An 18,292-nucleotide genomic window follows, 5' to 3' on the forward strand; every position below is an offset into this window, starting at 1 on the left:
GATGGGGTATTTTGATGAGCTCAGGCTAAGGTTGACCCGTGTTACCATTTTGGCCAGGTTGATTTTGGTTACCTGGTTGGTTACCGTTCTGGCCTGGTTGGTTAGGCTGACCCGGTTGACCCGGCTGGTTAGGTTGGTTGCCTCGGTTGTTAGGTGATTGCGGGTTATTTTCTCCTTGCTCATTCGGATTTGGTTGGCTACTTGAAGAACTAGACTCGGACTTGAGACTCACAGTGATTACTAGCGTATCGGAACTACTGTTACCATCCACAATTCTCAGTCGTAAGACGTAATCCTGAATTTCATGGGCAGGGATATCAAAGCTTGTACCTGTCCCTTGGTAGACCACAGTCCCGTTGACGGATAATTCGAAGGTGCCGGAGCCAGTTAATGGTCCCCATGTGGCGTGAATGGTACGTGTTTGTTGGTTGTAGTTAGCGTCGAATCCAGTAGGAGCAGCAATATGGCGGCCATAATTGAGGGATTGTTCCTTAGGTTCCGACCCCTTAATGAAAAGCTCGGAGGAAATCATTTCCCGTGGTGTGTATGGGCCAGGGAGTAGCAAGGGCTCCGTGTATTTCTCAATATCAGCCTTGACCAAGCTGCTTGGCATGGTCCAGTCAGACTTGCTCTGGTTAGCCATAAGCGAGGTCATGAGTTTGGCATAGATTTTTTGAGGTAGGCGGGTTTGTTCTAAGGTCAGATAATTACCGGCTTCATAGGGATTATCATAACCGACCCAAGTGACCATGGCATACTTGGTAGTAAAACCAGCAAACCAGCCATCTGGTGCGGCGTAGGTGCTAGCATCCAGACCTAATTGGCTCAGTTGCTCTGCCGTATAGTTGGTTGTCCCGGTCTTACCTGCATTAGGGATGCCATCTAGCTTGGCAGCTGCGGCGAATTCGCCAGGAACCCCTTTAAGGATATCGGTCAGCATATAAGCGGTAGAATCCTTCATGGCACGAGAGCCTGGTGAATCGAAGTCACGCACAGTCCCAGCAGAGGTTACAACACGACGTACTGCATAAGGGGCATGGTATTCCCCGTAGTTGGCAATCGCCGCATAAGCCGCTGAAAGCTGGATAGGGGAGACTTCCCCACCAATGGCGTTGGCTTCCACTAACTCTTTCTTGTCATTATTGCTAATGTTAATGTTGAGTTTTTGCAGGAAGGCATAGGCATTGTCCATGCCGACTGCATGCAGCATCTTGAGGGCAGGGATATTGCGCGAACCAGCTAAGGCTTCGCGGAGAGTCATTTTGCCCTTATATTCAAAGTCAAAGTTTTGGAGCTCGCCACCATTTTTATAGGTATAAGGCTCATCGACCACGGTGGTCCCGGTCGAGTAGTTGAGGTACTCGAAGGCAGGCCCATAGTCAGCCAGTGGCTTCATGGTTGAGCCGATACTGCGGTTCAGCGTATTGGCGCGGTTGAGACCTAGATAGACGTTTTGCTTACGACCGCCAATGACAGCTTGGAGCTGGCCATTAGTGACGTCCACAATAGAAATAGCTGTCTGCATCTTATCATTTGGGAAGAGGGAAGAGTCGTTGTTGACCAAGTCATAGGCTTGCTTTTGAGCATCCCAGTTGAGGTTAGTATAGACTTCGACACCATCAGTGAAGATGTCCAGATTCATCTTATCCTTGACTTCCTTGGCGACCACATCCAAATAAGAATCTAAAACCATATCAGTGTTATCCATGGTGTTCTGATCCAAAGGTTTGAGCATGGAGCTGACTGATTGAGCGACGGCCTCGTCGTATTGGGCTTGACTAATCAATTTGCGACGTAGCATGACGCTCAGGACGATATCGCGACGCTCTTGGGCAGCTTCCGGGAAAGAATAGGGGTCGTAAGAGGATGGTGCTTGTGGAATCCCGGCTAAGAGGGCCGCTTCACCAACGGTTAACTGACTAAGTTCTTTGCCGAAGAAGAGACGGGCAGCTGTCTTAGCGCCGTATGTATTATTGGAATAGAAAAGCTTGTTGAGATAGAAGGTCAAAATTTGGTCCTTGGTATACTCGCGCTCCAGTTGCATGGCTAACCAGGCTTCCTGGACCTTACGTTTTAAGGTTTGGTCCTTAAAGTCAGTCGAGAAGACCGAGTTCTTGACTAATTGCTGGGTAATGGTCGAGCCACCTTCGGAAATTCGACCTCTGCGAATGTTACGGACAAAGGCACCTGCAATCCGAATGGGGTCAATCCCGTTGTGATTATAGAAACGACCGTCTTCAATAGCAATCACAGCATTTTTTAGGTTTTCAGGGATTTCATTGGCCTGCATGAGGTCACGACTCTGATTACCTAACTCCTTGATTAGGTTGCCTTTTTGGTCATAGATTTTACTTGGCATCTGACCGACCAAATCTGCTTCCGTGATTTGTGGGGCAGAAGAGGAGTAGTAGATAAAGATGGCGGCCCCTGAGGCAACTGCCAAAATAAAGAGACTGAAGAAGGCAATCAGGCAGTATCTAAGGATACGGCGCCAAAGGGGTTTCTTACCAGCTTTTTTACCTTTCTTCTTTTGTCGGCCTTGATTCTCAGACGAATCATGAGGCATAGATTCTTGTTGGGAGGCTTGATATTTCTTGCGTTCGAGACGACTTCCAGTTACCAAGTCAATCCCTCCTTTCTTGTCAAACTAGTGAGCTTGGAGCCAGAGGTCCACAGCTGCTAAATAATCAATCATAGGAAAGACCCCTTGTTGGCAGAGGTAGCCATGGCTTTCCAGGTAAGTGAGGGGCAAGCTCTTGCGTTTCTGACTTTCCAACCACTGATCGAGGGCAGGGAAGGGAAGTAAATAGACCTTGTCATGCACTTTGAAGCTAATTAAGAGAAAGACGATACCGCCTTGTTGGTAGCATTGTCGCATGTGCTCAATCTGGTGGTCTGGTAAGTTGGCCAGTGGGAAACTAGTTTTATTAGTCGTTTCCTTAGCTTCAAAATCCAGATAGCGACCTAAATAGAGGCCGTTGTAGTCTGTTGTCGAGGCTTGGCGATAGTAGGCCTCGGTTATTCGAGCAGCGCTACGACGCGGGAAATCCACCTTGACGACTTGAATCGGTGTCGGTTTCTTGTGGATCACCGCCAGGTTATGACTGAGGTAGTATTGGTTGGATTGATTAATACGATCTTCTAAGGACATGCCTCGGCTACCGTACTGAGTAGGCTTTTTGGATGCCTTGAGATTTTGCATAGTCCCAGCTTTAGGTGGCTCTATGCTTGGCCCTGCTGGTTTATTAATGGCTCTATGCCGGGCTGAACCAGCTGGATATTTAACCATTCCACTCACTCCTTCACCTTATTATACTAGAAGCAAGCCCCTCCCGCCTAGTATTTCGCTATAAGTGCCCTGAAATTACACAAAAAGTTCATAAATAGGCACTTTTTTAAGGAAGTAGCTGTTCCCAATCAAAATAAATGATAATCTAGCAATTAGGACTTATAATAGGTATGTAATTATTCGCAGGAGGGATTTTATGTCGATATCGTATTATTTAACAGTCTTTGGGGCGGGAATACTTTCCTTTTTGTCCCCATGTGTCTTGCCACTATTTCCTTTGTATATGGGAACCTTTATGGGAGAAACCGGGGACAAGAAGGTAAAAATTGGCAATTATAGCTTTTATCTCTTGCCAGTCTTGAAGGTTTTGGCTTTCATGTCAGGTATTTCGCTGATTTTCTTCATGTTAGGCTTTGCGGCCAGTCTCTTGGGACAAATCGTCTATGGTCAATATACCCGCTATGTGCTAGGGGGCATAATCGTGCTGATGGGAATTTATCAGCTGGAATTAGTGGAGATTCCATGGCTTAGTCGCCAAAAGACCGTCCAGATGGATGCTAAAAAGGCTGGGGAATTAACGCGGAGCTTTCTATTGGGACTGAGCTTTAGCTTTGGTTGGACGCCTTGTGTCGGGCCAGTCTTGAGTTCTGTCTTGGCCTTAGTGACCACCACAGGGGCAAGTGCTTGGTACGGTGGCAGCTTACTCTTCGTCTATGCTTTGGGCCTGTCAGTGCCTTTCTTACTCTTGGCAGTGTTATCATCATCTCTCGTCAAATGGCTTAATGTGGCCAAACAACACATGATGCTGATTAAACGGGTGGGGGCTGTCCTCATCATATTGGTTGGTATTCTGGTTATGTTCAACAAAATCTAGGAAAAAGAGGCAAACAATATGTCACATTTTACACGTAAATTTTGGCAAGTCTTAGGTCTAGTAAGTTTAAGTTCAGGCTGTCTAGCGGCCTGCCAACCTCACCAGGAGGCGAGTAATGCCAACAAAACAGCTAGCGCCACACAAACAAACACGTCTTCCCAAAAGCAAGAAGCAGGGCAAAGCTTAAGCGGGACCTTTCAAGATATTCATGGTAAAACTTATAAGTTAGAAGATTTGCGAGGCAAGAAAGTCTACATTAAATTCTGGGCCTCCTGGTGTTCTATCTGCCTAGCAGGACTCAAGGATGTCGACGCCTTAGCTGATGAAAGCAATCAAGGAAATGATGTGGTCGTCTTATCCATGGTGGCACCTGAAATTCGAAATGAAAAGCCACTGGCCGATTTTACCAAGTGGTTTTCCGGCCTAGATTATACGCATTTGCCGGTCTTAGTGGACCAGTCAGGTGATTTTATGAAGCAATTAGGGGTTGTGGCCTATCCCACTTCGGCCTTTATCAATTCCAAGGGGGAACTAGTAAAGGTCCAATTAGGCCATATGGATCGGCAAAGTGTCTTAGATCAATTGGCTAGCATGGACTAAGGAAGGTTCTTAAAATTTGAAAGAAGGAAACTATAATGGATAAACGTTATTTATTAACCGGCTTAATTGCGGTTCTAGGGGTAATTACGCTTGTCTGGTGGCGGACCTCTCATTCTGGCTTGACCGCCCAAAATATTGAAAGCCGGGTAGAAGCCGCCCTTGCGGCAAATGCGACTAGTTCTTCTAGTACTTCAAGCAAGGAAGAAGTCAAAGCCGAGAATCTCAAGACTCTCTATCTAGCAGGTGGCTGTTTTTGGGGCCTAGAAGCTTATTTTGAGCAAATTGATGGGGTGCTTGATGTGGAATCTGGCTATGCCAATGGGACGTCAGACATCACCAACTATACCTTAATCGGTCAGACTGACCACGCCGAAACGGTTAAAATCACCTATGATGCCAGTAAACTAGATGTGCGTCAACTCTTACTCTATTACTTCCGGGTTGTAGATCCGCTCTCTCTTAATAAACAAGGCAATGATGAGGGCCGACAATATCGGACGGGTATTTATTATGAGAGCGAAGAGGATAAGGCTGTCGCCCAAGCAGTAATGAAGGAAAAGGCGGAAGAATTAGGCCAAGAACTCAAGGTTGAATTGGAGCCTCTTAAAAACTATGTTAAGGCTGAGGAAGAACATCAAGACTATCTGACCAAACATCCTAACGGATACTGCCACATCGATCTCAAGAAGGCACAGGATCCCTTGATTGATGCCAGCCTCTATCCCAAACCAAGTGATCAAGAACTGAAGGAAAAATTAAGCCCTGCCCAATACGCTGTGACCCAGGAAAATAACACCGAGCAGGCCTTTTCCAACCAATATTGGGATAATAAGGAGCCAGGTATCTATGTGGATGTCGCCTCCGGGGAGCCACTCTTTTCCTCTAAGGATAAGTATGACTCGGGTTGCGGTTGGCCTAGCTTTACCAAGCCGATCTCAGCGGATGTAGCCCGCTATAAGGAAGACACCAGCTTTAACATGAGACGGATTGAAGTCCGGTCACGTTCTGGTAACTCTCATTTGGGACATGTCTTTGATGATGGGCCTAAGGACAAGGGTGGCCTGCGCTATTGCATTAACTCAGCTTCCATCATCTTTATCCCTAAGGACCAGATGGAAAGCAAGGGCTATGGCTACCTACTTCCTTACGTGGAATAGGTAGAGAAAATAGATGGTCCCACTTACTTGAGTCAAATCTGAGGAAAAGTCAGTAAAAATAGGGGAAATCTGTTTACAAATTGGACGCTTTCAGTTAAAATTGTGGAGTGTGTAAATAAACAAGAAGCTATGGAGGAAAGTTACATGGTAGCGAAATTCGAAAAACAAGCAACAAATACAGGGGTATTAACCTTTGAAATTCCAGTAGAAGATGTGAAGAAAGCTTTAGACACAGCATTCAAGAAGGTACAAAAACGTTTGTCAGTACCTGGTTTCCGTAAGGGGAAAGTGCCACGTCAAATCTTCAACAATGTATATGGGGAAGCAGCGCTCTACGAAGATGCTTTGAATGCCCTCTTACCAGTTCATTTATCTAAAGCTATCCAAGAGGCTGAATTAGAAGTGGTAACTGAACCAAAGATTGACATCGAAAAACTTGAAGCAGGTCAACCTTGGGTATTAAAAGCTGAAGTTGTCTTAAAACCAGAAGTTAAATTAGGCGACTACAAGGGCTTAGAAGTAGAAGCACAAGACCGTCAAGTGTCTGATCAAGATGTTAAGGACGAATTAGAATCTCGTCGTTTAGGTTTGGCTGAACTCGTTGTTAAAGATGGCGCAGCTGAATTAGGCGACACAGTGGTTATCGACTTCGAAGGTTTCTTGGGTGACCAAGCATTTGAAGGCGGCAAGGGTGAAAACCACTCATTAGAACTTGGTTCTAACAGCTTCATCCCAGGCTTTGAAGACCAATTAGTAGGGACTAAAGCAGGCGACCAAGTGGAAGTAAAAGTAACCTTCCCAGAAGCTTACCATGCAGAAAACCTTAAAGGTCAAGATGCTGTCTTCAAAGTGACCGTTCACGAAGTAAAAGCCAAAGAATTACCTGAATTAGATGACGAATTTGCAAAAGACGTGGATTCAGAAGTTGAAAGCTTAGCGGAATTAGAAAACAAAATCCGTGTTCAATTAGAAGAGTCTAAAAAGACTGCTGCTAAGGAAGTTGTCGAAGACTTAGCTTTACGTCAAGCAGTTAAGAATGCTGAAATCGTTGAATTACCAGAAGTAATGGTAGAAGACGAAATCAACCGTCAAGTATCTCACTTCACCAATAACTTGAAACGTCAAGGGATTAACGAAGACTTATACTTCCAAATCACTGGTACTAACGCTGAAGGCTTACGTGCTCAATTCGCTGAAGAAGCTGAATTACGTACTAAGACTAACTTAGTATTAGAAGCCATTGTCAAGGCTGAAGACATTCAAGTAACGGATGCTGAAATCGACGCTGAAGTTGCTGACTTGGCATCTCAATACAACATGTCTGCTGACCAAGTCAAACAATTTGTGTCAACAGATATGTTAACTGCTGACATCCGTATGAAGAAGGCAATGAGCTTAATTGTTGATTCTGCGGTAGAAAAATAATAAAATAAACCTATTAGAATAACTATAAATGAGGGTTGCGAGAGTCTTAAGTTCAACGATGACTATCTGCATCCCTCATTATGTACGTTAGAGGAAGGATCGATTACCATGACCAGTAACCATACCGGGAATCATGGCGGCTACTATTGCTCGTTCTGTGGCAAGTCCCAAGATGAAGTCAATAAGATTATAGCAGGGCCAGATGTCTATATTTGTGATGAATGTGTAGGCCTATGCGAGGAAATCATTCGTCAGGATATGGTCGGTGATTCAGAAGGTTTTAGTGGCGTGAGCGTCCTCAAACCTGCCGAAATCATGGCCCATCTTAACCAATACGTCATCGGCCAGACTGAAGCCAAGAAATCCTTGGCAGTTGCCGTCTACAACCACTACAAACGTATTAACGCTAGCATTGCCACACATGAAGCGGATATTGAATTACAAAAGAGCAATATCTGTCTGATTGGCCCAACGGGCTCCGGGAAGACTTTCCTTGCCCAGTCCTTGGCCAAGTTACTTAATGTGCCTTTTGCGATTGCTGATGCGACTAGCCTAACTGAAGCCGGCTATGTGGGAGAAGATGTGGAAAACATCTTACTCAAGTTGGTTCAAGCAGCAGACTATGATATTGAAAAAGCGCAACACGGCATTATCTATGTCGATGAAATCGACAAGATTGCCCGTAAGAGTGAGAATGTCTCCATTACCCGCGATGTTAGTGGAGAAGGGGTCCAACAAGCCTTGCTCAAGATTTTGGAAGGGACGATCGCTAACATCCCACCTAAGGGTGGCCGTAAGCATCCTAACCAAGAGTTCATCCAACTGGATACCTCGCAAATTCTCTTTATTGTAGGGGGCGCCTTTGATGGTATCGAGACCATTGTCAAGGAACGCTTAGGTAGCAAAGTCATTGGTTTTGGTAGCAGCAATGGCAAGTTGGATCAATCCAAGTCGCTCATGCAACAAGTCACGTCAGAAGACCTCTTGAAGTTTGGTTTGATCCCAGAGTTTATAGGGCGTTTGCCTGTTATGGCCATGTTAGAGAAGTTAACCCAAGAGGACTTGGTTCGTATCTTAACAGAACCTAAGAATGCCTTGGTTAAACAATATCAACGCCTCTTCCAAATTGATGGTGTAGAGCTAGAATTCAAGGAAAAGGCCCTGATTGCCATTGCCAAGCAGGCGATTGAGCGCAATACTGGCGCACGTGGCCTCCGTTCTATCCTGGAATCCGTCATGTTGGATATTATGTTTATCGTCCCAAGTGACGAAAATATCAGCCGTATTGTCATCACAGAAGATACGGTGCTAGGTAGCCACCAGCCATTCTATTACAACAAGCACAACAAGCGTATCAAACCGCAAAAGGAGACTGCTTCATGAAGGTAAGTCAGGCAGAATTAGTCATTAGTGCCGTCAGCCCAAAGCAATATCCACAAGATGCCTTGCCTGAAGTGGCTCTGGCGGGGCGCTCTAATGTGGGCAAGTCTTCTTTCATTAATAAAATGATTGGGCGAAAGGGTCTGGCACGTACATCCAGCCAACCTGGTAAGACCCAAACCCTTAATTTCTATGACATTAATCAGGCTTTCCGTTTTGTCGATGTGCCTGGCTATGGTTATGCTCGGGTCTCCAAGACTGCTCGGGCAGAGTGGGGCAAGATGATTGAACATTATCTCCTGAATCGGGACAATGTTCGCGTGCTCTTTCTCTTGATGGATTTTCGCCATGAGCCAACCGAGTTAGATAAGGCCATGAAGGACTTTGCTGATGAAGCCGAGATTCCTTATGCCATCATCCTGACCAAGGTGGACAAGATTAAGAAGAGCCAATGGAATAAGCATTTATCCATGTATAAGAAGGCCTTGGATTTGCCGACGGTCGATGCGCTTTTCCCATTCTCAGCCGAAACGGGTTATGGCGCGCAAGATATCTGGGACGTGATTGAAGCCCAAATTGAAGACTAGGGAGGCTTGCTATGAAGAAATTTCTCTCAGGCTATACAAAGAAGGAGTGGGCTTGGATTCTCCAAGACTGGGCTAACTCCGTCTATTCTTTGATGATTACAGCCGCTATTTTTCCTATTTTTTATAAGGCCGTAACCGATAGTGTGGGCATGGCACCGGCCACTTCCACAGCCTATCTGGGTTACGCCAACTCCCTGTCTACCATTGTGGTGGCTGTCATGTCGCCTTTCTTGGGAACCAGTGCTGACTACAAAGGGGTGCGGGGACCGCTCTTTACCTTCGGGACCCTGCTTGGGGTCGGGAGTGTATTGGCCATGATTTTTGCTGGGCCAAATGCCTGGCTCTATCTCTTGGTGGTTTATACCTTATCTGCTATTGGCTTCTCCTTATCCAATGTCTTTTACGACTCTTCCATTATGGATGTGACGACTGAACAACGTTTGGATATGGTCAGCTCAGCAGGTTATGCCTATGGTTATATTGGCAGTGTCTTTGCCTTTCTGATTTTCTTTGCTTTGCAAGTATCAGGTTGGTTGTCATCACGTGATTTAGTCAATGTTGGCTTCTTGATCACGGCAATTTGGTGGTTTGTCTTTACTGTGCCTTATTGGCGTCATGTTAAGCAAGTCTCCTACATCGAGCACCACGATGGTTTGGTTAAATCCACCTTGCGCTCACTTAAGGAAACAGTGGGAGAGCTCAAACATTATCCAACCATTTTATGGTTCTTAGTGGGTTACTTCCTCTATATTGACGGGGTAGGGACCATTATCAAAATGGCGACCTCTGTGGGCAGCGATTTGGGCTTGCCTGCTAACCAATTGATTATTATTCTCCTAGTGGTTCAGGTTGTGGCCTTTCCGTCATCACTGGCCTATGGAGCCTTAGCTAAACGTTTTGGCAGCCGCACTTTGCTCTTCTTCGGCATTGGGACCTATGTGGTCATCTGTGTCTTCGCTCTTAGGTTGTCTGGTTTCCGGGATTTCTTGATTTTGGCTATCTTAGTAGGGACTGCCCAAGGAGGCATTCAGGCGCTCAGCCGTTCTTACTTTGGCCAGTTGATTCCTAAGCAAAAGACCAACCAATTCTTTGGTTTCTATAATATTTTTGGTAAATTTTCTTCCGTACTAGGGACCACCATCTTGGCCCTAGTCGCGCAGATGACAGGTGACTCGCTTAAGGGGCTCTTCGCCATCATTATTCAATTCTTATTGGGTGCTTACTGTCTCTATCGCGCTAAGCCCCGCAACAACTCTGTTTAAAGCAGTTCAGTAAGGGAGGGCGTCAGATGGCGGGTATTCCTAATGACATCATTGAATCGGTAAAAAAAGAAGCCGATATCGTGGCTATTATCAACCAATATGTAGCCCTGACCAAGCGTGGTAATAACTATACTTGCTCTTGTCCTTTCCACGAAGATAACAATCCTTCCTTCTCGGTTAGCCCTGACAAGCAGATTTATAAGTGTTTTTCCTGTGGTAGAGGGGGCAATGTCTTTGGCTTTCTACAGGAAATGGAAGGGATTAGCTTTCCAGAAGCAGTTAAGAAGGTAGCTGAACTATCCAATATTGCCCTCGATAGTCGCTATTTTGAGACGGGGCAGGCTGTCAGTCAGCCCCATCAACGTTTGCTTGATTTACATGAAAAAGCCCGTGATTTCTATCACTTCTACCTAACTCAAACGGTAGCGGGGGAGGCAGCCTATGCTTACTTAAAGCAACGTGAGCTTAAGGAAGAAACACTGGCAGACTTTCATTTGGGACTAGCGCCTGATAATCCTCAGTTGCTGATTCAGTACCTGACGGAAGCGGGTTTTAACCAGGATGAAATGCTGCAATCAGGAATTTTTTATGAAGCCAGCCAAGGTTTGATGGATCGTTTCCATGGTCGGATTATCTTTCCCTTGGAGGACCGCCAAGGGAGGACGGTCGCCTTTTCGGGGCGTATCTACCAAGCCAATCCTGGCGATGACCAGAAAGTTGCCAAATACGTTAACTCACCGGAAACTGATATTTTCCATAAATCATCCTTGATTTATCATTTTGCTCAAGCTCGGCCACATATTCGCCGTCTCAACCAGGTTCTAATCTGCGAAGGTTATCTGGATGTGATTGCCCTGAGCCAGGCCGGTTTCCCGCAGGCTGTGGCGACCATGGGGACTAGCTTGACCAGCCAACACCTTGGTCAGTTAGGCAAGGTGACTCAGGAAATTATTTTTGTCTTTGATGGCGATGCTGCAGGTCAAAAAGCAACTGCTCGGGCTTTTGAATTAAGCCTTACTTTACCGCGTCATACCATTAAGGCTGTTTCCATTCCTGGTAAGATGGACCCCGATGAGTGGATTAAGTCCCGTGGGGCTGATAGCTTCAAGTCCCTGATTAACCAGGCCATTCCGCGCTATGAATTCCTAAAGAATTATCTTCAACAGGAATATCAGCTTGCTGACCTTGAACAGCGAGCACTCTATATTAATCGGCTCTTAGACTTAGTTGCCCAGTTACCATCGCCAATCGAACGAACCATGCGCTTGCAGGCCTTAGCCGAGGAATTCGGTTTAGACTTGGCCATGTTGGAAGAGCAACTGGCACAAGTGTCCTATCGCCATCGCAAGGAACAGGCTAAGGAGAACGATAGACCCAAGCAAGATTCACCTGACAAGTGGGATAAGGCCCATTCTTCGGGATTCTCGGATCAGGCACTTCCGTCTAATCCAGTCCAAGCTAAGCCAGGGGCATTAGATGACCAAATCAAGTCACTTAAGGCCTATCATTGTGAGCGTTACATCCTGTCTAATCTAATTTTTAATGAGCCAGCTTGGCAGTTTATTGAAGGCTTAGACCAGCCTCTGCTCTTTGTCCATCCAAGCGCTCAAGCTATTTATTATCAGCTGGAACACTTCTATTATGAAAAAGGAGGCCGTCTGCCTCTGACCGGTATCTTAGATGTGGAAGCCAGCCCTGATGAGCAACAATACTTGGCCAGCCTGATTTGGGATTATGCCCAAACCGATTATTCGGAGCAGGCCATGCAAGATTGCGTCAAAACCATTGATGCTGCCTTTACTGAGATTCAGCTTAAGGAGCTACAAAACAAACTCAAACAAGCCCAAATACGTGGAGATAAGATCAAGATGAATGAATACTTGGTTGAAATACTGCGCTTAAGCCGGCAATTAAAGAAAAATTAGGAGGTTCTTATATGGCTGAAGAAAAAGATCTAAAGTTAACTCCAAATCAAGACGTCGCCTCACCCTATCTAGAGGCGGTCCAAGCCCTTATTCTGGCTAAAAAGTCAGAAGGACAAGTCCACTATGACGAATTAACAGAGAAAATCGCGAGCCCTTACGGACTAGATGCTGACGGGATTGATACCTTAATCCAAATCGTCGAAGATAATGGGGTTTCTGTTGTCGGTGATGATGGGGGACCAACCAAACAACAAATGGTCCGTGAAGAAGAACAATTGCAGGCTGATTTAGCTGCTGAATCTAAAACCGCGACTTCCAAGCTCAAGGTTAGTGACCCTGTCCGTATGTACCTTAAGGAGATTGGGAATGTCCCTCTCTTAAGTGCTGAGGAAGAAATCAACTTGGCCGTTCGTATCCAAGGTGGTGACGACATTGCTAAGCAAGAACTGGCTGAAGCTAACCTACGTTTAGTGGTTTCCATTGCCAAACGTTATGTGGGCCGTGGCATGCAGTTCCTAGATTTAATTCAAGAAGGGAACATGGGCTTGATGAAGGCCGTTGAAAAGTTCGACCACACCAAGGGCTTTAAGTTCTCTACTTATGCTACCTGGTGGATTCGTCAGGCTATTACTCGCGCCATCGCCGACCAAGCTCGTACTATCCGAATCCCAGTACATATGGTAGAGACCATTAACAAGCTGGTTCGGGTCCAAAGACAGCTATTGCAAGATTTAGGTCGCGAACCAACACCAGAAGAAATCGGGGCGGAAATGGACCTGCCAACTGAAAAAGTGCGTGAAATCCTCAAGATTGCCCAAGAGCCTGTTTCCTTAGAAACACCAATCGGGGAAGAGGACGACTCTCATTTAGGCGACTTCATCGAAGATGAAGGAGCAATGAGCCCAGAAGTCTTCACTTCTTCTGCTTTATTGCGGGAGCAATTAGAAGATGTCTTGGATACCTTGACCGACCGCGAAGAGAATGTTTTACGTCTGCGCTTTGGTTTAGACGATGGTAACATTCGGACCCTAGAACAAGTAGGGAAAGTATTCGGTGTTACTCGTGAGCGTATCCGTCAGATTGAGGCCAAAGCCTTGCGCAAGCTCCGCCACCCAAGTCGTTCTAAACAATTGAAAGACTTCTTAGAGTAAGCAACATATTGAGACCAGCTAGGCGTCCTGTTTTTTTGTTCAAAACAGGACGCCTAGCTGGTCATTAAAAGCGCGACTTTGCTTGACTTAAAGGCCGTCATGCCCTATAATAAAGGGGATTAAAAGCGCAATTAAAAGAAGATAGCCTAGCGACTCTGGGACGGTGGAAGCCAGAGCAAATCGATGGTAGTTTTTAAGTCACTCATAGGCATAAATGAAGCGCTAGTTCAATGTAACTAGAAATAGGGTGGAACCGCGAAGTTATCTTCGTCCCTATGGTGGTCAGTGGATTACCATAGGGACTTTTTATTTGTCGCCAGGGGTTTGCCGTCCCCGCTATAAAGGAGGAAGCATCATGAAGAAGAAAACCATGCAAGATATTATCATGACCTTACAGCAATTCTGGGCTAAGCAAGGCTGTCTGGTTTTACAAAGCTATGATACGGAGAAAGGGGCAGGGACCATGAGCCCTTACACCTTCTTACGTGCCATCGGCCCAGAACCTTGGAATGCCTGCTACGTCGAACCTTCCAGACGTCCAGCAGATGGTCGTTACGGGGAGAACCCTAACCGCCTCTTCCAACACCACCAACTGCAGGTGGTCATGAAGCCATCGCCCCTGAATGTGCAAGAACTCTATTTAGAGAGTTTAGAAGCCATCGGGATTGATCCTTTGGAACATGACATTCGTTTCGTTGAAGACAACTGGGAGAATCCTTCCCTGGGCTGTGCCGGTTTAGGTTGGGAAGTGTGGATTGATGGGATGGAAATTACCCAATTCACCTACTTCCAACAAGTAGGGGGGCTTAAGTGCCATCCAGTGACTAGCGAGATTACTTATGGTCTAGAGCGTTTGGCTATGTATATCCTGGACGTTGAAGATGTCTATGAACTGGAGTGGGTGGAAGGCGTCAAGTATGGCGATATCTTCCGTCAACCTGAACGTGAGCACTCCGTTTATGCTTTCGAACAAAGCAATAGCGACTTGCTCTTCACCTTGTTTACCGAGTTTGAGCAAGAAGCACTTAAATTGATTGACTTAGGTTTGGTCCATCCAGCCTATGACTACATCCTCAAGTGTAGCCATACCTTCAACTTACTCGATGCACGTGGTATGATTTCCGTCTCAGACCGTGCCGGTTACTTAGGTCGCATTCGTAAGATGGCGCGTTCTGTTGCCCAAGCCTTTGTGGCTGAACGTGAAGCCCTTGGCTTCCCACTCCTTAAAAAATCAGAAAGCGAGGCCTAGACCATGGCAGAATTTTTACTTGAAATTGGCATGGAAGAAATTCCTGCACGCTTCCTCTTAGATTTATCACAACAATTAGAAAAACGGGTGGCTGACTTCTTAGCAGAAGAGCGTTTAGCTTATGAGAGCCTCAGCGCCTATGCTACTCCACGCCGTTTGGCGGTCCTAGTCCATGGCTTGGCTGAGCGTAGTGAGGATGTATCTACCAAGGCAAAAGGCCCATCCCTTAAAATCGCCAAAGACGCGGAAGGCAATTGGACTAAAGCAGCCCTTGGCTTTATTAAAGGCCAAGGCGCCAGCCAAGAAGATGTGATTGTAGAAAGCATCAAAGGTGAAGACTATATCTTCGTTAACAAGCATTTGCCAGGTCAAGCTGCAGACCAAGTCTTGTCAGGACTTAATCGTGTCTTAGAGGCCATGACCTTCCCAGTTACTATGACTTGGCATGACTATGAGATTCCATTCATTCGTCCTGTTCACTGGATTGTGGCCCTCCTAGACCAAGAATTGGTGCCTTTAGAGTTTGTTGGCGTTAAATCAGACCGCATCTCTCGTGGCCATCGTTTCTTAGGCCATGACGTGACCTTAGCAAAGGCCACAGACTATGTGGAGGCTTTGCGTGAGCAACATGTCCTAGTAGACTTTGAAGAACGTCGGGCTAATATCCGTCAACAATTGGCTGATTTAGCTTCTGCTCAAGGCTGGCAAGTACCAGTCGATGAAGATTTGCTAGAAGAAGTGACTGCCATTGTCGAATGGCCAACCGTCTTCTATGGTGACTTTGAAGAAAAATATTTATCAGTGCCACATTGTGTCTTGATTACGGCTATGCGTGACCACCAACGTTACTTCTATGCCTTAGATGCTAAAGGTGAGCTCTTGCCAGTTTTCATCTCAGTGCGTAACGGGAATGACCAACACTTAGCCAACGTCGTCAAAGGTAATCAAAAAGTCTTGCGGGCTCGCTTGGAAGATGCCTTATTCTTCTATCAAGAAGACCTCAAACATGACTTAAACTTCTTTGTCGGTAAACTAGCCAACGTTAATGAACACTTTAAGTTAGGCACTTTGGCTGACAAACAAGTGCGTGTTGCTGCCTTAATTAGTCAACTACAAGGGGACCTAAGCTTAGATCACGCGTCTTATGAGGCAGCTTTACGGGCTAGCCAAATCTACAAGTTTGACCTCATGACCCAAGTGGTTGGCGAGTTCGACGAACTCCAAGGTCAAATCGGGGAAATCTACGCTCGTCATTACGGGGAAGAGGCCTTGGTGGCTCAGGCCATTGGGACCCAGTACCTGCCTACTACGAGCGGTGGCGCGCTGCCAAACCAAGATGCCAGTGCACTCTTGGCCTTGGCTGATAAGCTTGACACCTTGTTCCAATACTTCAAGGTTGGCTTAATCCCAACGGGTTCTAACGACCCTTACGCTCTTCGTCGTACGGCTATGGGGATTGTGGAAATCCTCTTAGATCGCGGTTGGGAATTAGATTTGTTACCAGTCTTTAAGCACTTAGTGGAAGCCCATGAGGGCGACCAAGAACTCTTGAAGCAGCTTTCAGACTTTGTCTGGGCGCGGGTTGCTGTGCATTTACGTAACCAATCTGTCGATATGGACCAAATTCAAGGGATTGGGGCAGCTAAGCACTTAGAAGTTGGCAAGGCCAACTATGTAGCCCATTTCCTCAAGACCCACAAGGATAAGAACCCAACGGCCTACAAACGCTTCCTAGAAGCCATTACCCGGGTGGTCAATCTGGGAGCTAAAGTTCAAGAAGAGGCTCAGCTTAACTTAGACCTAGCCCAAACTGATTCTGAGGCTAAGTTGCTAGAAGCCGCTGCTAAAATTGACCAATACAAGATTTCAGTTGATGCCCTCTACATGTATCTGGATAACCTAGTACCGGTGATTGAAGCTTACTTCGATGACAACAAGGTTAATGCCGACGATGAGACTATTCGAGTTAACCGTTTGGCTACCCTCAAGGTGCTGACAGAGGCAGTCTTGGAACTCTTCGATTCACGCTTATTGATTAATAAATTTTAAGACTCAACTAGATGAGTTAGAGAAAGGAGTGCTTTCAATGTCGACCTTTTTAGATCGTGCAAGGGTCACAGTCAAAGCCGGTAAAGGCGGCGACGGTATGGTGGCCTTCCGACGCGAAAAGTATGTCCCAGATGGCGGGCCGGCCGGCGGTGACGGCGGTCGAGGTGGCAGTGTCATTTTCCGAGTGGATGAAGGCCTGCGGACCTTGATGGATTTCCGTTATAATCGTCACTTCAAGGCCAAGAACGGTGAAAACGGTATGAGCAAAGGCATGTATGGTAAGGCTGCGGAAGACTTGATTGTGTCAGTTCCACCAGGTACCATCATTCGCGATGCGACGACTGATAAGTTGCTAGCCGACCTAGTAGAGCAAGGCCAGGAATGTGTCGTTGCTAAGGGCGGTCGTGGTGGACGCGGCAATATTAAATTTGCTACCCATAAGAATCCGGCTCCTTCCATTGCCGAAAATGGTGAGCCAGGTGAAGAAGCCGACCTCCAATTAGAATTGAAGGTTCTGGCCGATGTAGGCTTGGTAGGTTATCCAAGTGTAGGGAAATCGACCCTCTTGTCTGTCATTAGTAATGCCAAGCCTAAAATCGCAGACTATCAATTTACAACCTTAACCCCTAACCTGGGTGTGGTCAAACTCAATTACGATCAGGAATTTATCGTGGCCGATATGCCAGGTCTGATTGAAGGAGCCTCGCAAGGGGTAGGCTTGGGGATTCACTTCCTCCGCCACATTGAGCGGACTAAAGTCTTGTTGCATGTCATTGACATGGCAGCGACTCATGAACGGGATCCCTTCCAAGATTACCTCGATATTATGCATGAGCTGGCTTCTTATCACGAGAAATTACTCTTACGTCCTATGATCATTGTGGCTAATAAGATGGATCAGAGCCAGGCCCAAGAAAATTTACCTAGCTTCAAGCAGAAGCTAGAAGACTATTGCCAAAAAGAAGGCTTAGACTTGCCCGCTATTTTTGAAGTATCTGCTTGGCAAGCCAAGGGGCTCAAGCCACTCTTGGCCTTTACCTATGACTTGGTCCAAAATTCTGACTTTATTCCTTTATTTGAGGAAGAGCCAGAAGAAGTGCATTACCAATTAGAAGAGGAAGTGCCATTCACCTTGACCAAACTTGATGCGGGTTACTGGCAATTGTCAGGGGCTAAGATTGAAAAACTCTATGCCATGACCAATATGGCCCACGATGAGAGTGTGGCACGTTTTGCCCGCCAATTACGTTCCATGGGTGTGGACCAAGCCTTGCGTGAAGCAGGGGCCGAATCCGGTGATTTAGTCGATTTAGCCGGCTATCAGTTTGAATTCATGGATTAAGG

At 46.3% G+C, this 18,292-nt stretch carries 14 protein-coding genes; 12 read left to right on the plus strand and 2 right to left on the minus strand.

What is annotated here, in order from left to right:
• Positions 1-25: 25 nt before the first annotated feature.
• Positions 26-2,623 (minus strand): PBP1A family penicillin-binding protein, encoded by a 2,598-nt coding sequence (locus tag V7R82_RS04305; protein WP_338543605.1) that lies wholly within the window; start codon positions 2,621-2,623, stop codon positions 26-28.
• A gap of 24 nt (positions 2,624-2,647) precedes the next feature.
• Complete coding sequence (recU, locus tag V7R82_RS04310) at positions 2,648-3,289, minus strand: Holliday junction resolvase RecU (RefSeq protein ID WP_291454530.1); 642 nt, start codon at positions 3,287-3,289, stop codon at positions 2,648-2,650.
• A gap of 196 nt (positions 3,290-3,485) precedes the next feature.
• Here recU and V7R82_RS04315 point away from each other — a divergent pair, with 196 nt between their 5' ends.
• From V7R82_RS04315 to obgE, 12 genes are all read left to right on the plus strand, one after another.
• Positions 3,486-4,163 carry a cytochrome c biogenesis CcdA family protein gene (locus V7R82_RS04315; RefSeq protein ID WP_314760257.1) on the plus strand — a complete coding sequence of 226 codons (678 nt, stop codon included), beginning with the start codon at positions 3,486-3,488 and terminating at the stop codon, positions 4,161-4,163.
• A gap of 18 nt (positions 4,164-4,181) precedes the next feature.
• Positions 4,182-4,763, plus strand: a complete 582-nt coding sequence (locus V7R82_RS04320; RefSeq protein WP_070755044.1) for a redoxin family protein — start codon at positions 4,182-4,184, stop codon at positions 4,761-4,763.
• A 35-nt stretch (positions 4,764-4,798) separates the two neighbouring features.
• Positions 4,799-5,920: a peptide-methionine (R)-S-oxide reductase MsrB gene (msrB, locus tag V7R82_RS04325; RefSeq protein WP_338543609.1), complete on the plus strand. Its 1,122-nt coding sequence runs from the start codon at positions 4,799-4,801 to the stop codon at positions 5,918-5,920.
• A 144-nt stretch (positions 5,921-6,064) separates the two neighbouring features.
• Positions 6,065-7,345: a trigger factor gene (tig, locus tag V7R82_RS04330; RefSeq protein ID WP_314760259.1), complete on the plus strand. Its 1,281-nt coding sequence runs from the start codon at positions 6,065-6,067 to the stop codon at positions 7,343-7,345.
• Positions 7,346-7,453: 108 nt separating this feature from the next.
• The gene (gene clpX, locus V7R82_RS04335) at positions 7,454-8,728 is read left to right on the plus strand and encodes an ATP-dependent Clp protease ATP-binding subunit ClpX (RefSeq protein WP_070755041.1); all 1,275 of its coding nucleotides are present in this window, start codon (positions 7,454-7,456) and stop codon (positions 8,726-8,728) included.
• A complete protein-coding gene (gene yihA, locus V7R82_RS04340; RefSeq protein ID WP_070755040.1) occupies positions 8,725-9,312 on the plus strand; it encodes a ribosome biogenesis GTP-binding protein YihA/YsxC in 588 nt (195 codons plus the stop codon). Before clpX ends, yihA begins: the two co-directional genes overlap by 4 nt.
• Positions 9,313-9,323: 11 nt before the next feature.
• Positions 9,324-10,574 (plus strand): MFS transporter, encoded by a 1,251-nt coding sequence (locus tag V7R82_RS04345; protein WP_338543611.1) that lies wholly within the window; start codon positions 9,324-9,326, stop codon positions 10,572-10,574.
• A 26-nt stretch (positions 10,575-10,600) separates the two neighbouring features.
• Positions 10,601-12,499: a DNA primase gene (gene dnaG, locus V7R82_RS04350; protein ID WP_338543612.1), complete on the plus strand. Its 1,899-nt coding sequence runs from the start codon at positions 10,601-10,603 to the stop codon at positions 12,497-12,499.
• Between the two features lie 11 nt (positions 12,500-12,510).
• A complete protein-coding gene (gene rpoD, locus V7R82_RS04355) occupies positions 12,511-13,650 on the plus strand; it encodes an RNA polymerase sigma factor RpoD (protein WP_023392004.1) in 1,140 nt (379 codons plus the stop codon).
• Between the two features lie 355 nt (positions 13,651-14,005).
• Complete coding sequence (gene glyQ / locus V7R82_RS04360) at positions 14,006-14,899, plus strand: glycine--tRNA ligase subunit alpha (protein WP_070755037.1); 894 nt, start codon at positions 14,006-14,008, stop codon at positions 14,897-14,899.
• Between the two features lie 3 nt (positions 14,900-14,902).
• A complete protein-coding gene (gene glyS, locus V7R82_RS04365; protein ID WP_338543616.1) occupies positions 14,903-16,948 on the plus strand; it encodes a glycine--tRNA ligase subunit beta in 2,046 nt (681 codons plus the stop codon).
• A gap of 37 nt (positions 16,949-16,985) precedes the next feature.
• Complete coding sequence (gene obgE / locus V7R82_RS04370; protein ID WP_311468196.1) at positions 16,986-18,290, plus strand: GTPase ObgE; 1,305 nt, start codon at positions 16,986-16,988, stop codon at positions 18,288-18,290.
• Positions 18,291-18,292 lie beyond the last annotated feature (2 nt).

This window comes from Abiotrophia defectiva ATCC 49176, assembly GCF_037041345.1.
Taxonomy (GTDB): domain Bacteria; phylum Bacillota; class Bacilli; order Lactobacillales; family Aerococcaceae; genus Abiotrophia.